Source organism: Shewanella carassii, assembly GCF_019670705.1.
Taxonomy (GTDB): Bacteria; Pseudomonadota; Gammaproteobacteria; order Enterobacterales; family Shewanellaceae; genus Shewanella; species Shewanella carassii.
Window position 1 is genome coordinate 3,287,241 of the sequence record NZ_AP024618.1, and the last position, 13,677, is coordinate 3,300,917.

A 13,677-nucleotide genomic window follows, 5' to 3' on the forward strand; every position below is an offset into this window, starting at 1 on the left:
CTATCTTCTCCCGGCGATTACAGCTTGACTTGGTGACGGTATTGCTCAATCAGTTCGATAAAGTGATCGAACAGAGGCGCACAATCGTGCGGCCCCGGACTCGCTTCAGGGTGGCCCTGGAAGCTGAAGGCCGGCTTGTCTGTCAGGTGGATCCCTTGCAGTGAGCCATCAAACAGCGACTTGTGAGTCACCTTGATGTTGGCAGGCAATGTGGCTTCATCGGCAGCAAAACCATGGTTCTGACTGGTGATCATCACAGTGCCTTTGTCAATATCGCTCACAGGGTGGTTGGCGCCGTGGTGACCAAACTTCATCTTCAGCGTCTTGGCACCGTTGGCCAGCGCCAGCAGTTGGTGGCCAAGGCAGATGCCGAATACCGGGATATCGGTTTCGAGAATTTGCTGAATCGCCTTGATGGCGTAGTCACATGGCTCCGGGTCACCGGGGCCGTTGGAGAGGAATACCCCATCCGGTGCCATCGCCAGCACTTCACTGGCAGGCGTTTGTGCGGAAACCACAGTCACATCACAGCCTCTGTCTACCAGCATTCGCAGTATGTTCTGCTTCACGCCGTAGTCATAAGCCACTACCTTGTACTTGAGTTCTGACTCGGGAGTATCGACCGGCAGGCCGCTCTCCAAACGCCAGGTTCCCTTGCGCCAGGTGTAAGACTTGTCGGTCGTCACTTCCTTGGCCAAGTCCATGCCTTTCAGCCCAGGGAATGCCTTGGCGGCGGCCAGCGCCTTGTCTACGTCCTGCTCACCCACCAGAATGCAACCGGCCTGAGCGCCCTTCTCCCGCAGAATACGGGTCAGCTTACGGGTGTCGATATCGGCGATACCGACTACCTTGTTGGCTTTGAGGTAATCACTGAGGGATTGTTGGTTACGGAAGTTACTGGCGAGGAGGGGAAGATCACGAATAATAAGACCACAGGCATGAACTGCATCGGATTCTGTGTCTTCATTGTTAGTACCGGTATTACCGATATGTGGGTAGGTTAGAGTTACTATCTGGCGAGAATAAGATGGATCGGTGAGGATTTCTTGATATCCGGTCATCGAAGTGTTAAAAACGACTTCTCCGACTGCGATCCCATCGGCACCGATTGCTGTGCCGGAAAATACGCTTCCATCTTCGAGTACGAGTAAGGCAGACTTTGTCAACGCGACCTCCGAGAAAAGAGCCAAGCCACTGAAATGTAATGTTTTTATCTTTGTTTAAAGTACCAATTTCCGCTAAAATACGAAATTTTGACAAATTCCGCGCATCCTACACGACAAATATCGATCCGTCAATAGCCAGACGGAGGAATTCAAAAAAAAACCGCCAATCGGCGGTTTTTTAAATAATGTCATAGGGGTTTCAACCCCAATACCTGTTGCATGTCGTAGAGCCCGGCATCCTGTTCCTGCAACCAAAGTGCCGCACGCATGGCGCCGTTGGCAAAGGTCATTCGGCTGGAAGCCTTGTGAGTGATCTCCAAACGCTCGCCCATATCGGCAAACATGGCGGTATGCTCGCCCACCAAGTCGCCCGCCCTGATAGTGGCAAAACCTATGGTGTCGCGCTCACGCTCGCCGGTGATCCCTTCGCGGCCATAGACGGCGACTTTTTCCAGATCCCGCCCCAGTGTGTTGGCAATCACTTCCCCCATCTTCAAGGCGGTACCTGAAGGTGCATCCTTCTTGTGCCTGTGATGGCCTTCGATGATCTCTATGTCGGTATAATCACCCATGACTTCCGCCGCCAATTCCAGCAGCTTCCACATCAAGTTAACCCCAACCGACATATTGGGTGCCAATACCACAGGGATCTGCTCGGCAAAGGCCTCAATCTGCGCCTTTTGCGCCGAATTGAAACCTGTAGTGCCTATCACTATCGCCTTATGATGGCGGGCGCACCAATCCAGATTGCTGAGGGTGCCTTCCGGGCTGGTGAAATCCACCAGCACATCGAAGTCATCAGCAACCTGATCCAGGCTATCGCAGACCCGGACATGAAGACAACCGACCCCGGCCAACTCTCCGGCATCGACTCCCACCAGAGTCGAGCCAGCGCGCTCGATGGCCGCGCCCAGAATGATCCGGCTGGAATGCGCGGCCGCTTCTATCAAGGTACGCCCCATACGGCCGCTGCTTCCGGCAACCGCAACTCTGACATGTCCACTCATAACTTTCTCCACATACAGGCTAAAAAAATCGCCTGAGTCAGACTCAAGCGATTTTGGTATTACAGAATGTCCAGCAGTTCCACTTCAAAGACCAGAGTGGAATAAGGCGGGATAGCCGCCCCGGCACCGCGCTCGCCGTAGGCCAGGTGATGCGGTACATACAGCTTGTACTTGGCGCCAACCGGCATCAGTTGCAGCGCTTCGGTCCAACCGGCAATCACGCCGGAAACCGGGAATTCGGCAGGCTGACCACGGGTTACTGAACTGTCGAATACTTTACCGTCGATAAAGGTACCGTGATAGTGAGTACGAACGTTGGAATCATAGCTTGGCTTCTCGCCTGAGCCTTCGTTGATGATTTCGTACTGCAGACCTGATTCGGTAGTCACCACACCTTCACGTTTGGCGTTTTCGGCCAGGAAAGCATTACCTTCGGCAGAAGCGGCTTCGGCAGCCTCTTCCTGCGCCTTTTGCAAGCGACGGCTGATTTCAGAGAAAGCAACCTGCATATCTTCCATGGAAACAACACTCTCTTTGCCGTCAAATGCATCGGCCAGACCGGCTTGAACGGCTGGAATATCCAGACCTTCGAAAGAGTTTGCGGCCAGTTGCTCACCCAACTGGCGGCCTACGCCGTAGCTGGCTTGTTGTTCAACACTGGTGAACTTATCAGACATAATCAGTTTACTCTCAGTTTATCTGTGAATTTTTCGCGGCACAGTGTAACACTTATCCGGGTTCAAGTGTTGCGCTTATTCGTATCCTTACGCTTTGTTCATTCGCCGAGTCTCAAGCCAAAATGGACAGAAGGCCGAGCCTCAAGCCGACTTTGTTAACCTCATTTTTGGCAAGAGCTAAATTTACCCTTGCTCGCCTGATAGAGCGGCATCATCTGCGCTTGTAAATCACGCAACTGGGCAATGCGGTTCTCATTGGATGGATGAGTCGATAAGAGCTCCGGCCCCTGACCGCCCCCCGCCTTGGCCATGTTTTGCCATAAGGTCACCCCGGCTCTGGGATCGAAGCCGGCCCTGGCCATCAGCTCCAGCCCCATCACATCGGCCTCGGATTCCTGAGCCCGGCCATAGGGTAAGATATAGCCCACCTGCACCCCAAGCCCCAAGGCCGCCATGTAGAGATCGGCATTAGCTACCTGCCCCATCCCCAACGCTGCTCCGGCCAACTGCATGCCGGTATTGCTGAGTTGGGCCCGTGAGGCCTGTTCATTACCGTGCTGCGCCAACACATGCGCTATTTCATGGCCGATTACCGTTGCCAGTTGATCTTCATTGTTGGCCACCTTGAGAAGCCCGGTATAGACACCGATATGACCACCAGGCAAGGCAAAGGCGTTGACCTGATCCGAGTCAAACAGTACCCATTGCCAATGTTGTTGCGGCAATAAAGAGGTAATACGCTGCGCCACGCAGGCAACATAGGCACTGGCGGCCTTGTCCTGGCTCTGCTTCTCCTTTGCTTTTATCTGCTCAAAAGAGGCGGTGCCCATCAGATTTATCTGCTCGGGCGAAAACAGCAACATCTGTGAACGCCCTGTAGGCGACTGAGTAGTGGAGCAGCCTGAAAGAGCTCCCACAAAGAGTATGGCCAATAGGCCGAAAATTCGGTTATTCATCTTTTATCTTCCAATGACAAAATGTCTACCAATGTTACTCAAGTAACAAAGCCAAGAACAGCGCCAAGAACGTTCTTCCCCGCGTAGTAAACAAGAGTCAGTCTCAGCCCAAAGTGCCGAGCGATAGTCGCTCCGCCAATAACACCATGACGGATTCACAGAATGCAAATGCCGACATAACCGGAGGTCCGCATGAATCAAAAAAAAACCGATGCCTTGAGCATCGGTTTTTATCTAAGTCGATAGCAAGTTAGCTATTCAAATCCTGAAAAAACTTTTTCACCCCATCGAAGAAGCCTTCGGCCTTGGGGCTATGCTTCTTGGATTCACCGGTGACTGAAGTTTCAAATTCCCGCAGCAGTTCTTTCTGACGCTCGGACAGATTCACCGGCGTTTCCATCACTACTTTGCAAAGCAGATCGCCAACCGCGTGACTGCGCACCGACTTAACCCCTTTGCCGCGCATGCGGAACATGCGTCCGGTCTGGGTTTCCGCCGGGATCTTCAGGTTGACCTTGCCGTCCAGTGTCGGCACTTCCACTTCACCGCCGAGGGCGGCCTTGGCAAAGGAGATAGGCACTTCACAATAGAGGTTGTTGCCGTCACGGACAAAAATTGGGTGTTCGCGCACAGTAACCTGTACATAGAGATCCCCCGCTGGGGCTCCGAATTCACCGGCTTCACCTTCACCTGCCAGACGGATACGGTCACCAGTATCGACACCGGCCGGAATTTTCACCGATAGCGTCTTACTCTTCTCTATGCGACCATCACCATGACACTTGCTGCAAGGCTCTTTGATGATCTTGCCGCGGCCATGACAGGTAGGACAAGGTTGCTGCACGGCGAAAAAGCCCTGGCGCATCTGTACCTGACCGGCACCATGACAGGTTCCACAAGTGGTTGCCGAGGTGCCCTTCTTGGCCCCTGAGCCATCACACATGTCACAGCTTGCCAGGGTTGGGATACGCAGTTCCTTGGTCAAGCCACGAACCGCTTCTTCCAACGACAGTTCCAGGTTGTAACGCAGATCTGAGCCACGGGCAGCTTGACGATGCCCACCACGACGACCACCGCCGAAGATATCCCCGAACACATCGCCAAAGATATCACCGAAATCGGCGCCGCCACCAAAACCACCGCCACCACGGTTGGGATCAACCCCAGCATGACCAAACTGATCATAGGCGGCTTTTTTGTCTGCGTCGGTCAAGATCTCGTAGGCTTCTTTGACTTCTTTAAAGCTGGCCTCGGCCGCCTTATCGCCCGGGTTGCGGTCAGGGTGATACTTCATCGCCAGGCGCTTATAGGCCTTCTTGATCTCCCGCTCGCTGGCGTCGCGACCGACGCCCAATACTTCGTAATAATCTCGCTTTGACATAATCTCACGCTTTCCAAGCTGGATTCACACAAGCGGGCGTTAGGGTTGCCCCGTAACGCCCGCCGGAATTAATCGAGTGTTACCACCCAATTACTTCTTGTCGTCTTTAACCTCTTCGAACTCGGCATCGACAACGTCATCGGCCTGGGCATTGCTGCTCTGGGCTTCGCCTTGACCTTGGGCTTGTTGTGCCTTGGCCTGAGCGATTTCCATCAGCTTGGCAGAAGCTTCGATCAGCTCTTGAGTCGCCTTGTCGATGGCTTCTTTGTCGTTACCCTTGGCGGCAGTTTCTACAGCGGCCATAGCGGTTTCAATCTTGGCTTTGTCGTCTGCAGCCAGAGCATCACCGGCTTCTTCCACCTGTTTCTTGGTGGCGTGTACCAGACCGTCAGCCTGGTTGCGAGCGCTGACCAGCTCTTCAAACTTCTTGTCTTCCTCGGCATGAGCCTCGGCGTCGCGAACCATTTTCTCGACTTCATCATCAGACAGACCGGAAGAGGCCTTGATGGTGATGTTCTGCTCTTTGCCTGTCTTCTTGTCTTTGGCAGACACGTGCAGAATACCGTCGGCGTCAATGTCGAAAGTCACTTCAATCTGTGGCATGCCGCGTGGAGCAGGCTCAATACCTTCCAGGTTGAACTGACCCAGTGACTTGTTGGCGCTGGCTTGCTTACGCTCACCCTGCAGCACGTGAATGGTCACTGCGCTCTGGTTGTCGTCTGCTGTAGAGAAGGTCTGCTGTGCCTTGGTAGGAATAGTAGTGTTCTTCTCAATCAGCTTGGTCATTACGCTGCCCATGGTTTCAATACCCAGAGACAGAGGTGTCACGTCCAGCAGCAGTACGTCTTTCACGTCACCGGCCAGTACACCACCTTGAATCGCAGCACCTACGGCTACCGCTTCATCAGGGTTCACGTCTTTACGTGGTTCCTTGCCGAAGAAGTTGGTTACCGCTTCCTGAACCTTAGGCATACGGGTTTGACCGCCCACCAGGATCACTTCGTTGATGTCAGACACTGACAGGTCGGCATCGGCCAGAGCCACTTTCAGAGGCTCCAGTGAGCGTTGGATCAGGTCTTCAACCAGAGATTCCAGTTTGGCACGGGTGATCTTAACCACCAAGTGCTTGGGACCTGTCGCATCAGCAGTGATGTAAGGCAGGTTCACCTCGGTCTGAGTGGTGCTGGACAGCTCAATCTTGGCCTTCTCGGCAGCTTCTTTCAGACGCTGCATAGCCAGAGGGTCGTTACGCAGATCCAGACCTTGCTCTTTCTTGAATTCGTCAGCCAGGTAGTTGATCAGACGGTTGTCGAAGTCTTCACCACCCAGGTGAGTATCACCGTTGGTTGCCAGTACTTCGAAAGTCTGGTCGCCGTCGTTGCTGTCGATTTCGATGATGGAGATATCGAAAGTACCACCACCCAGGTCATATACAGCAACAATGTTGTCGCCCTGCTTCTTGTCGATACCATAGGCCAGTGCCGCAGCAGTTGGCTCGTTGATGATACGTTTTACTTCCAGACCCGCGATACGGCCGGCATCTTTGGTGGCCTGACGCTGAGAATCGTTGAAGTAAGCAGGTACTGTGATTACCGCTTCAGTCACTGGCTCACCCAGGAAGTCTTCAGCAGTTTTCTTCATCTTTTTCAATACTTCGGCAGACACCTGAGGAGGTGCCATCTTTTTGCCATGGCTTTCAATCCAAGCATCGCCGTTGTCGGCCTTGATGATTTTGAAAGGCATGATGCTGACGTCGCGCTGAACTTCATCGTCAGTGAAGCGACGGCCAATCAAACGCTTGATGGCAAAGAAAGTGTTGGCAGGGTTAGTCACAGCCTGACGCTTTGCAGGTGAACCTACCAGAGTCTCGTCTTCAGTGAAGGCGATGATAGAAGGTGTAGTGCGATCGCCTTCGGCATTCTCCAATACGCGAGCCTTGTCACCATCGAGGACAGCTACACAAGAGTTTGTTGTGCCTAAGTCGATACCAATAATTTTACCCATGAGGTCCTCCGAAAAATCTTTTCTTTCGAACTGAATATGTTTATCTGATTTCAGATATGGGGGTAAACTCGATGTTTTCAAGCCCGTTGTGGATGGCCCCCAATCTTGCCTTACCCCCTATATAGGGGCACAAAATCGCATTACAAGGGCCAAGAAAAAAAAAATGGATCTTTTGCTCAATCTTTTTGCGCATCGCCGTGCCGGAGAGCTTTTTTTGTGCACCTGTGCCGAATAAAATAGCGGCGTTCCTGAAAGAGGCTGATCCAGTCATAGAACAAAAATAGAAACAGAGACGTCTAGATTGAAAAAATCCCAACTGGCCCTGATCTACGGAATGGCCGCCGTGTTCCTCTGGTCCACAGTGGCGACCGCCTTTAAAATCGCCCTTGGCTTCTTCTCACCGTTGCAACTGGTGTTTGTTGCCGTTATCACTTCATCCATCTGTCTAGGGATTATTCTTGCCTGGCAGGGAAAACTCACATTATTAAAGCAACAGTTTTTCGCCCGGCCTTGGTTTTATTTGCAAACAGGGATACTGAACCCCTTTCTTTATTATCTGGTGCTGTTCAAGGCCTATGATCTCTTGCCGGCGCAGCAGGCGCTGTCGCTGAACTATACCTGGGCGGTACTGCTGCCACTGTTGGCCGCCCCCATGCTGCAGCAAAAACTGCAACTCAGCGACATGCTGGCGGCCGTCACCGGCTACTTTGGAGTATTGGTGATAGCCACCGGCGGTAATCTGTTGTCAATGGACTTTGCAAACCCCTTCGGCATACTGCTGGCACTCTCCAGCACCCTGCTATGGTGCCTATATTGGATCATTAATACCAAAGACAAGGGCGATGCCATTGCCAGCCTGATGCTGAGTTTTTTGGTGAGTCTGCCACTGATAACCATCACCTTGCTGGCAACCGAAAGCCTGCCCTCTTTGCATTGGCAAGCTCTCGGGGCGGGGATCTATGTTGGCCTGTTTGAAATGGGAGTCACCTTTGTGCTCTGGCTGATGGCACTGAGAACCACAGAGCGAGCCGCCAGCATCACCAATCTGGTGTTTCTGACGCCACTCCTGTCCATGGTGTTTATTGCGCTGATATTGAAAGAAACCATCACACTGGCGACTCTGGTCGGCATGGGACTTATCCTGTTAGCCCTCTTGATACAAAAAGTACTGAAACCCAAGGCGCCGAAAGTGAACATTGTTTGATGGGGAACGGACTTTGAGAACAAGCCGCATTTGATTGAGATAGTTGTTGAAGCGGTTGTTGAAGCAGCGTTTAACAAAAAGGCCAAGGTATCAAAACCTTGGCCTTTTTGCTGGCTGGCGATGCGGGAGTGTCGCTTGCATCTAACTCCTGCTCCTCCTTATCCAGCTATAAGCCCAACAAAAACGACGGGCAAAAGAAGAAAAGATAGTTCTGTCATCAAGGCTATCTGCCTGAAACTATTTCTATGTCGCCCTAAGCTATGTCTATCACTGCGCGACAAAGATCAATTTACTGGTATCAAAACCGCGTTCGGCCGACATCTGAATAAATTTGTCCATTACCTCAGGTTCAACAACCGCCGTTCGCGACAGCAACCACAGGTAATCGGTATCTGGCCCGGAAACGAAGGCATAACTGTAGTTTTCTCTATCCAATTCAAAGACCACATAAGAGCCGTAAAAGGGACCGAAAAATGAAACTTTCAGATAAGCGTCGGTATCACTGTTAACAAAGTACGCCTTGCCTTCAGCCTCTTTCCACTCGCCGTCAGCCTCCGAGTAGCCTCGGTTGAGCACAGAAACGCCGCCATCACTTCTCATCTTGTACTCGGCCGTAACCTGCGTGAGGCCTCGCTCAAATGAATGGTCGAGGCGAGCCACCTCATACCACTTGCCCAAATAGTTGTTCAGTTCAAACCCTGATACAGGTTTGACCGAGTCAGGCATACCCAGGCAACCACTGAGCAAAGCCGCAAACACAACCAATAAAATTCTTCTCATGGTGCCTCCCATTTACTCATAGTTCTGTCAGCTGTGATCATTCAACTCCTGCGTACTCAGAAAGAAATCAACTTCACAGGGTGCCATAAAATGACCATAGTAAGGTTGAATCATGACCCCATCCGCGGTGAGTCGCCATTTCACCCGTTCCCAGTTGTCCCGGGATTCGAAGTACTCACATTCTGCTTGTAGCTCATTGTTATTCGCATATATCTCTTTCAACAAGGAGTAATAGTCCAACTTGGGGAAGCGTTCCGTTAGGTCATGCAACTGCGCCAGTTTGCTGAGATCAAAATTCAACCTTTGCTCACCATAATCAGGATGCGGCTCATCACAAGAAACCTGGTACTGAATAACCCTTGCAGATTTCGCCAAGTGCCAACAACTGGCTACCGGAGCTTTACTGAAACCAGGCAGAAGATTGGTGACTATATTCATGGTTATTACAGCCGATGGAGACCGTATTCATACAACGGTGGTTTAACATCAAATGAATCAGGAAGGCGATACTGAAATAGCTACAACGATGCAGCCAAAATGACTTGACCACTACAGATACATTTACCATGAGCGCAAGGCCGCTTTGTCAACATGTTGTTTTTTTAGAAACTGTTCCGTCTTGTTTAGTTCACAACTCTTACTAACTACCAACACCAGAAAAGCCAAAACACTCACCCAAAATCCAATAAACTCACAAATTCCATTACAGTTAACCAGTGGACGCCAGCTTAATCGCTTCTAAGGTTGCCCTACATTAGACAGGAAAATAGAGTTGAATACCTCGCTAATCGAACAGATTATAATATTGGTACTTTTCGAACTAATCCATATAAGAAGCTACCGCAACCGCACCAAAGTATAGCTCCAGCATAAAGTATAAAAGCATCAATTTAGAGCGCCCTTTCTTTAATAATATGATGAGCAGCAGTAAGGTGACCATGATATATGCAATGGCAACTAACATTCTATCCCTGTATGTCTGTAAAAATTGATAACAAACTATCTTAACGTCTACTCTCTTTTCCCAATAGACAATTTCAATTCCCTTAAGTTCATAACCTTGTCAATAGTAGCTGCCTATGCTGTTAATCCACATAATATCAGAGCTTACTGTATGGCTGGGTTAAACTCGGTTACTACCCTGCGAACGAAAGTGCCAACTTCTAGTTAATACTCAAGAATCAGGCCACTAAAGCATGCCACCACATCTAAATAATCAATATAATCAACATGTTGTGAGACCAACCACAAACCTTGACTTGCCAAAAATTGAACATCAGCGTACCTTTAGTGGTAATTTCTGAGTCTCCGGTTATTTGGTAAAGAAGAGCTCCCTCTTCATCGATTTCTATATGTTTTTTGCCTCAATAGTCAGGCTTAGCAAGTTACCACCTTTGGCTTCAACATAACCACCATCCAGGTAGTAGCAGAACAATTCTGATTCGCGCATTAGATCGATAAAAACTGGATTACCATTATCAGCTCCGATAGTAATGCAAGAGCTGCACTGCTCAATGGTTAAAGGAGAGCTGCCGGAAACTTCTAATTGAGTTTTGATGAAGGCATAAAGCTGGTTAAAGGTGTTGACAGTGTTTTTATCTATCGTGACTTCATCAGCAAGCTCACTCTCCGGGAACAAATAGAACTCATTCCCTCTGTAACAGACCACTTCAGCTGTATCAATACTACTGAGCCATTCCGTATAATAACTTGGTAATATCACAAGAACTCCCTATAAAATAACAGTTACACAATGCGAGCAAACGGTTGTACCGTACCGTACCGAACAAAAAAACACCTTAAATAAATTAACGCACAGGATATTAGGCAAAGTTAAAAACTGCGATTTCCAAACAGAATACCACAGTCATTTTTCATGAATTTAACCTGCTTTCTGGTGAAACTTGATCATTTATCAGATCAACAAGAGACTTGGCAACAAATTTGGCCTCATCCCAGCCTAAATCGCCACAATTAGCGATGTAATAACCAGAAATTATCCCCTGTTCAATTTTTGCCACGCAAATATTACCATTCCCATCCATGCAAATAGGTATTGAGTTAGACATATATTTCTTTAACTCGTATATATCCTCACCGAGTATTTCTATGATTGAGAAAAATTGCAGCTCTTTAAAACCAAAAAAGATGTCCGCCCCATTACTGTTCTGCCACCAATCATAAAACTCACTTGGTAAGCTAACACCAAAAGCCTCTTCAAGCTCTCTAATCGATTCTCTACTTACTCCCGGTGGCTTGTTTACGTATTCCATATCGTCCTTTATGCGTAACGCCGAAAACAACTAATCGTAGCGAGGTTCAGCCCAGAATGGGCGATACTAATTAGCCTATTATTTGTATTTTTTACATATTTCATCAATCTCTTCCAGAACCAAGCCTAGAGAAGAGTTTTGTTCATTTTGCTTGAGTCTTTCTGCCAAAGCTTTCTGAAGCGTTAGCAGCTCCTCTTTTTTGCAACGCAAATGCCAGATATCAGCCTTTGATGGTGCTCCCATTATTTTTGACTCTAAATAGCTGTTCCTAAATGTAGGTCACTGGCCTCATTAGTCATCATCGTGCTTAGTTTAGCATCCTTTAGCAAGGAGCCTTGTAGTACAGGGCTTTCCGAGTGTATGCGTATAAACTCAGGCTAAATAAGGCTTTCAGCAGGGTGTAGCACAATTAGGAACACTTATTTAGTGCACGTAACAGCTGTATAGTGCGCATGTGCGTTGTTTTAGTCCTAGGATGAGTGTGAACACATATAGCTATCTATTTGTATTAACAGGTTAAATAGAGTTTAGCTTTGATATCCCTTGCTGCTAAACCCACAAACCATCAAAAACAGGCTGCTTTTGCGGAGCATTTTGCTGTAGGCATAGCTACCGCACGGATACGAAACTGACTTCGTCCCTGAAGATACCTCAAAACCGCCGAGAGCGGCCGGGGAACTGTGTCAGGCCAATATTTCCTATTATGGCCTATTACACTGAGTGTTATATCCTCTGCAGTTAGAAAATGCTTAACATAAGCAGTTGAATTGTATCTACAATAACCAGGTTAGATAATTGAAACAATCGCCAATAGGGAGAAATTAGGTAAAAACGATAAAATACTGTTTTAGCTGCCGGCGCCGAAATGATTGGCTATTTCGGAAAAGAGTCGCTCTCTTTTGCGATTCAACTCATGCTTGTTGAGCTTTAGCAATCAAGAATGTGAAGCGGATTACAGCAGTTTGCAGCAAAACACTCTAGGGTAAGCTAACCCTAACAACGAGAGGCAAGCTCTCGACTTTAAACAGGAATCTCAGATGTCTGATACAGATAAGGCGTTTTTTCAGCGTGCCAGTGAACTCATCGAGTTGGCTAACAAACAAAACCAGAATACTGAAGTCCAAACCGGTGAAGTCAGTGCCTCTTTCATGTATGCCTTGGCTCGCTACAATGCCTGGTTCGGCTCTACCGGTTTTGCCACCAAGGAGCAGATGCAGTCGAAGAAGCAAGAGATGATGGATTACTATATGGAGCGCTACAAGGAGATGCTTGAAGGCTCGATGGACGACTATATCGAGAATTTCGACCACTACCGCGCAACTCAGAATTAAAGCCGCCATAGCCTTTCAAAATGCCCGGCCAGATGCTGGGCGTTTTATTTTGGCTGAACTCATGTTTAAAGCCTTCCCAAGCCTATAGATTTTGCCAGCCTAGATTAGCCTCGAATCAGATTGAATCGCCACCGATATCTAGGCTATTGCCTGAGTTAATACTTAAGCTTTTGTGCCGCTTTGTGGTCTTGCTCTTAAACTGAGTCTTAAAAGAGTGACCCGCTATCTCGACCCTGAAAGGCTTGAGGCTTATGCTATGACACCTGTTTTGATAGTTAGACAGGTTTTGGCGCAACAGATATCCGGATTAAAACGCGATACTAAACGCTACTCACGCCATCACCTAAGGAGACACTTGTGACACCCGCAATCGATCTCGCCACCAAGGCGGGGATCTCTTTTACCGTTCATGAATATCACCATGACAAGAATGCCCCTTCCTACGGCGAAGAGGCCGCCAGTGCACTTGGACTGGATCCCAACCGGGTATTCAAGACTCTGCTAGTCAGCAGCGATGAAAAGTCACCGCCACTGGCGGTGGCCCTGGTGCCGGTGAATCATCAACTTAGCTTGAAATGCGTTGCCAAGGCGATTAAAGCCAAGAAGTTGGTGATGGCCAATCCGCAGTTGGCGCAGCGTTCATCCGGCTATCTGGTGGGCGGCATCAGCCCTCTGGGGCAGAAAAAGCAGTTACCCACAGTGATAGACGCCAGCGCCCAGGAGTTTGACAGCATCTATGTCAGCGCCGGTCGCCGTGGGCTGGAGATCTGTCTTGCCGCAGAGGACTTGGCCAAGCTCTGCCGCGGCAGTTTTGCGGCGATTAAGAGCTGAATCGTAAGCGGCCAAAGCAAAAGCCCCGCAACTGCGGGGCTTTGTTATATGTTGCTCTGAATACCTT

14 protein-coding genes are annotated in these 13,677 nt (G+C 49.4%); 3 read left to right on the forward strand and 11 right to left on the reverse strand.

Annotation, left to right across the window (positions count from 1 at the left end; translation table 11 throughout):
* Nucleotides 1-17 precede the first annotated feature (17 nt).
* The 6 genes from carA to dnaK all read right to left on the reverse strand — a co-directional run bounded on the left by carA (nt 18) and on the right by dnaK (nt 7,191).
* On the reverse strand, nt 18-1,166 hold the full coding sequence (carA, locus tag K5621_RS14875) for a glutamine-hydrolyzing carbamoyl-phosphate synthase small subunit (protein WP_221049630.1): 1,149 nt from the start codon (nt 1,164-1,166) through the stop codon (nt 18-20).
* 188 nt (nt 1,167-1,354) lie between these two features.
* Nucleotides 1,355-2,173 carry a 4-hydroxy-tetrahydrodipicolinate reductase gene (dapB, locus tag K5621_RS14880; RefSeq protein WP_101053923.1) on the reverse strand — a complete coding sequence of 273 codons (819 nt, stop codon included), beginning with the start codon at nt 2,171-2,173 and terminating at the stop codon, nt 1,355-1,357.
* A gap of 59 nt (nt 2,174-2,232) precedes the next feature.
* Nucleotides 2,233-2,850: a BamJ family beta-barrel-assembly machinery protein gene (gene bamJ / locus K5621_RS14885; RefSeq protein WP_039033627.1), complete on the reverse strand. Its 618-nt coding sequence runs from the start codon at nt 2,848-2,850 to the stop codon at nt 2,233-2,235.
* A gap of 161 nt (nt 2,851-3,011) precedes the next feature.
* A complete protein-coding gene (locus K5621_RS14890) occupies nt 3,012-3,806 on the reverse strand; it encodes a M48 family metallopeptidase (protein ID WP_221049631.1) in 795 nt (264 codons plus the stop codon).
* A 250-nt stretch (nt 3,807-4,056) separates the two neighbouring features.
* Complete coding sequence (gene dnaJ, locus K5621_RS14895; RefSeq protein ID WP_100144215.1) at nt 4,057-5,187, reverse strand: molecular chaperone DnaJ; 1,131 nt, start codon at nt 5,185-5,187, stop codon at nt 4,057-4,059.
* 90 nt (nt 5,188-5,277) lie between these two features.
* Nucleotides 5,278-7,191 carry a molecular chaperone DnaK gene (gene dnaK, locus K5621_RS14900; RefSeq protein ID WP_100144213.1) on the reverse strand — a complete coding sequence of 638 codons (1,914 nt, stop codon included), beginning with the start codon at nt 7,189-7,191 and terminating at the stop codon, nt 5,278-5,280.
* Nucleotides 7,192-7,492: 301 nt separating this feature from the next.
* On the opposite strand from dnaK, the gene K5621_RS14905 reads away from it, so the two are divergent.
* Nucleotides 7,493-8,395 carry a DMT family transporter gene (locus K5621_RS14905; protein ID WP_100144211.1) on the forward strand — a complete coding sequence of 301 codons (903 nt, stop codon included), beginning with the start codon at nt 7,493-7,495 and terminating at the stop codon, nt 8,393-8,395.
* Nucleotides 8,396-8,662: 267 nt separating this feature from the next.
* Here K5621_RS14905 and K5621_RS14910 read toward each other — a convergent pair whose 3' ends face one another.
* The 5 genes from K5621_RS14910 to K5621_RS14930 all read right to left on the reverse strand — a co-directional run bounded on the left by K5621_RS14910 (nt 8,663) and on the right by K5621_RS14930 (nt 11,691).
* Complete coding sequence (locus K5621_RS14910) at nt 8,663-9,175, reverse strand: lipocalin family protein (RefSeq protein ID WP_045283671.1); 513 nt, start codon at nt 9,173-9,175, stop codon at nt 8,663-8,665.
* Between the two features lie 27 nt (nt 9,176-9,202).
* Nucleotides 9,203-9,613 (reverse strand): hypothetical protein, encoded by a 411-nt coding sequence (locus K5621_RS14915; protein WP_221049632.1) that lies wholly within the window; start codon nt 9,611-9,613, stop codon nt 9,203-9,205.
* A gap of 910 nt (nt 9,614-10,523) precedes the next feature.
* Entirely contained in the window at nt 10,524-10,898 is a 375-nt protein-coding gene (locus K5621_RS14920) for a hypothetical protein (RefSeq protein ID WP_100144207.1), read from the reverse strand.
* Between the two features lie 151 nt (nt 10,899-11,049).
* Nucleotides 11,050-11,448, reverse strand: coding sequence for an SMI1/KNR4 family protein (locus K5621_RS14925; protein WP_221049633.1), 399 nt, complete (start codon nt 11,446-11,448; stop codon nt 11,050-11,052).
* Nucleotides 11,449-11,526: 78 nt separating this feature from the next.
* Nucleotides 11,527-11,691 (reverse strand): hypothetical protein, encoded by a 165-nt coding sequence (locus K5621_RS14930; RefSeq protein ID WP_157929091.1) that lies wholly within the window; start codon nt 11,689-11,691, stop codon nt 11,527-11,529.
* A 794-nt stretch (nt 11,692-12,485) separates the two neighbouring features.
* Between K5621_RS14930 and K5621_RS14935 the strand changes: the two genes are divergently transcribed.
* A complete protein-coding gene (locus K5621_RS14935) occupies nt 12,486-12,779 on the forward strand; it encodes a DUF3144 domain-containing protein (protein ID WP_221049634.1) in 294 nt (97 codons plus the stop codon).
* 357 nt (nt 12,780-13,136) lie between these two features.
* Nucleotides 13,137-13,610, forward strand: coding sequence for a Cys-tRNA(Pro) deacylase (ybaK, locus tag K5621_RS14940; RefSeq protein ID WP_028780679.1), 474 nt, complete (start codon nt 13,137-13,139; stop codon nt 13,608-13,610).
* Nucleotides 13,611-13,677 lie beyond the last annotated feature (67 nt).

Excerpts from the sequence above, each read along its gene's own strand:
- dapB (WP_101053923.1), bottom strand. The coding sequence starts at position 2,173 with ATGAGTGGACATGTCAGAGTTGCGGTTGCCGGAAGCAGCGGCCGTATG.
- bamJ (WP_039033627.1), bottom strand. The coding sequence starts at position 2,850 with ATGTCTGATAAGTTCACCAGTGTTGAACAACAAGCCAGCTACGGCGTA.
- K5621_RS14890 (WP_221049631.1), bottom strand. The coding sequence starts at position 3,806 with ATGAATAACCGAATTTTCGGCCTATTGGCCATACTCTTTGTGGGAGCT.
- dnaJ (WP_100144215.1), bottom strand. The coding sequence starts at position 5,187 with ATGTCAAAGCGAGATTATTACGAAGTATTGGGCGTCGGTCGCGACGCC.
- dnaK (WP_100144213.1), bottom strand. The coding sequence starts at position 7,191 with ATGGGTAAAATTATTGGTATCGACTTAGGCACAACAAACTCTTGTGTA.
- K5621_RS14910 (WP_045283671.1), bottom strand. The coding sequence starts at position 9,175 with ATGAGAAGAATTTTATTGGTTGTGTTTGCGGCTTTGCTCAGTGGTTGC.
- K5621_RS14915 (WP_221049632.1), bottom strand. The coding sequence starts at position 9,613 with ATGAATATAGTCACCAATCTTCTGCCTGGTTTCAGTAAAGCTCCGGTA.
- K5621_RS14925 (WP_221049633.1), bottom strand. The coding sequence starts at position 11,448 with ATGGAATACGTAAACAAGCCACCGGGAGTAAGTAGAGAATCGATTAGA.
- K5621_RS14930 (WP_157929091.1), bottom strand. The coding sequence starts at position 11,691 with ATGGGAGCACCATCAAAGGCTGATATCTGGCATTTGCGTTGCAAAAAA.
- K5621_RS14935 (WP_221049634.1), top strand. The coding sequence starts at position 12,486 with ATGTCTGATACAGATAAGGCGTTTTTTCAGCGTGCCAGTGAACTCATC.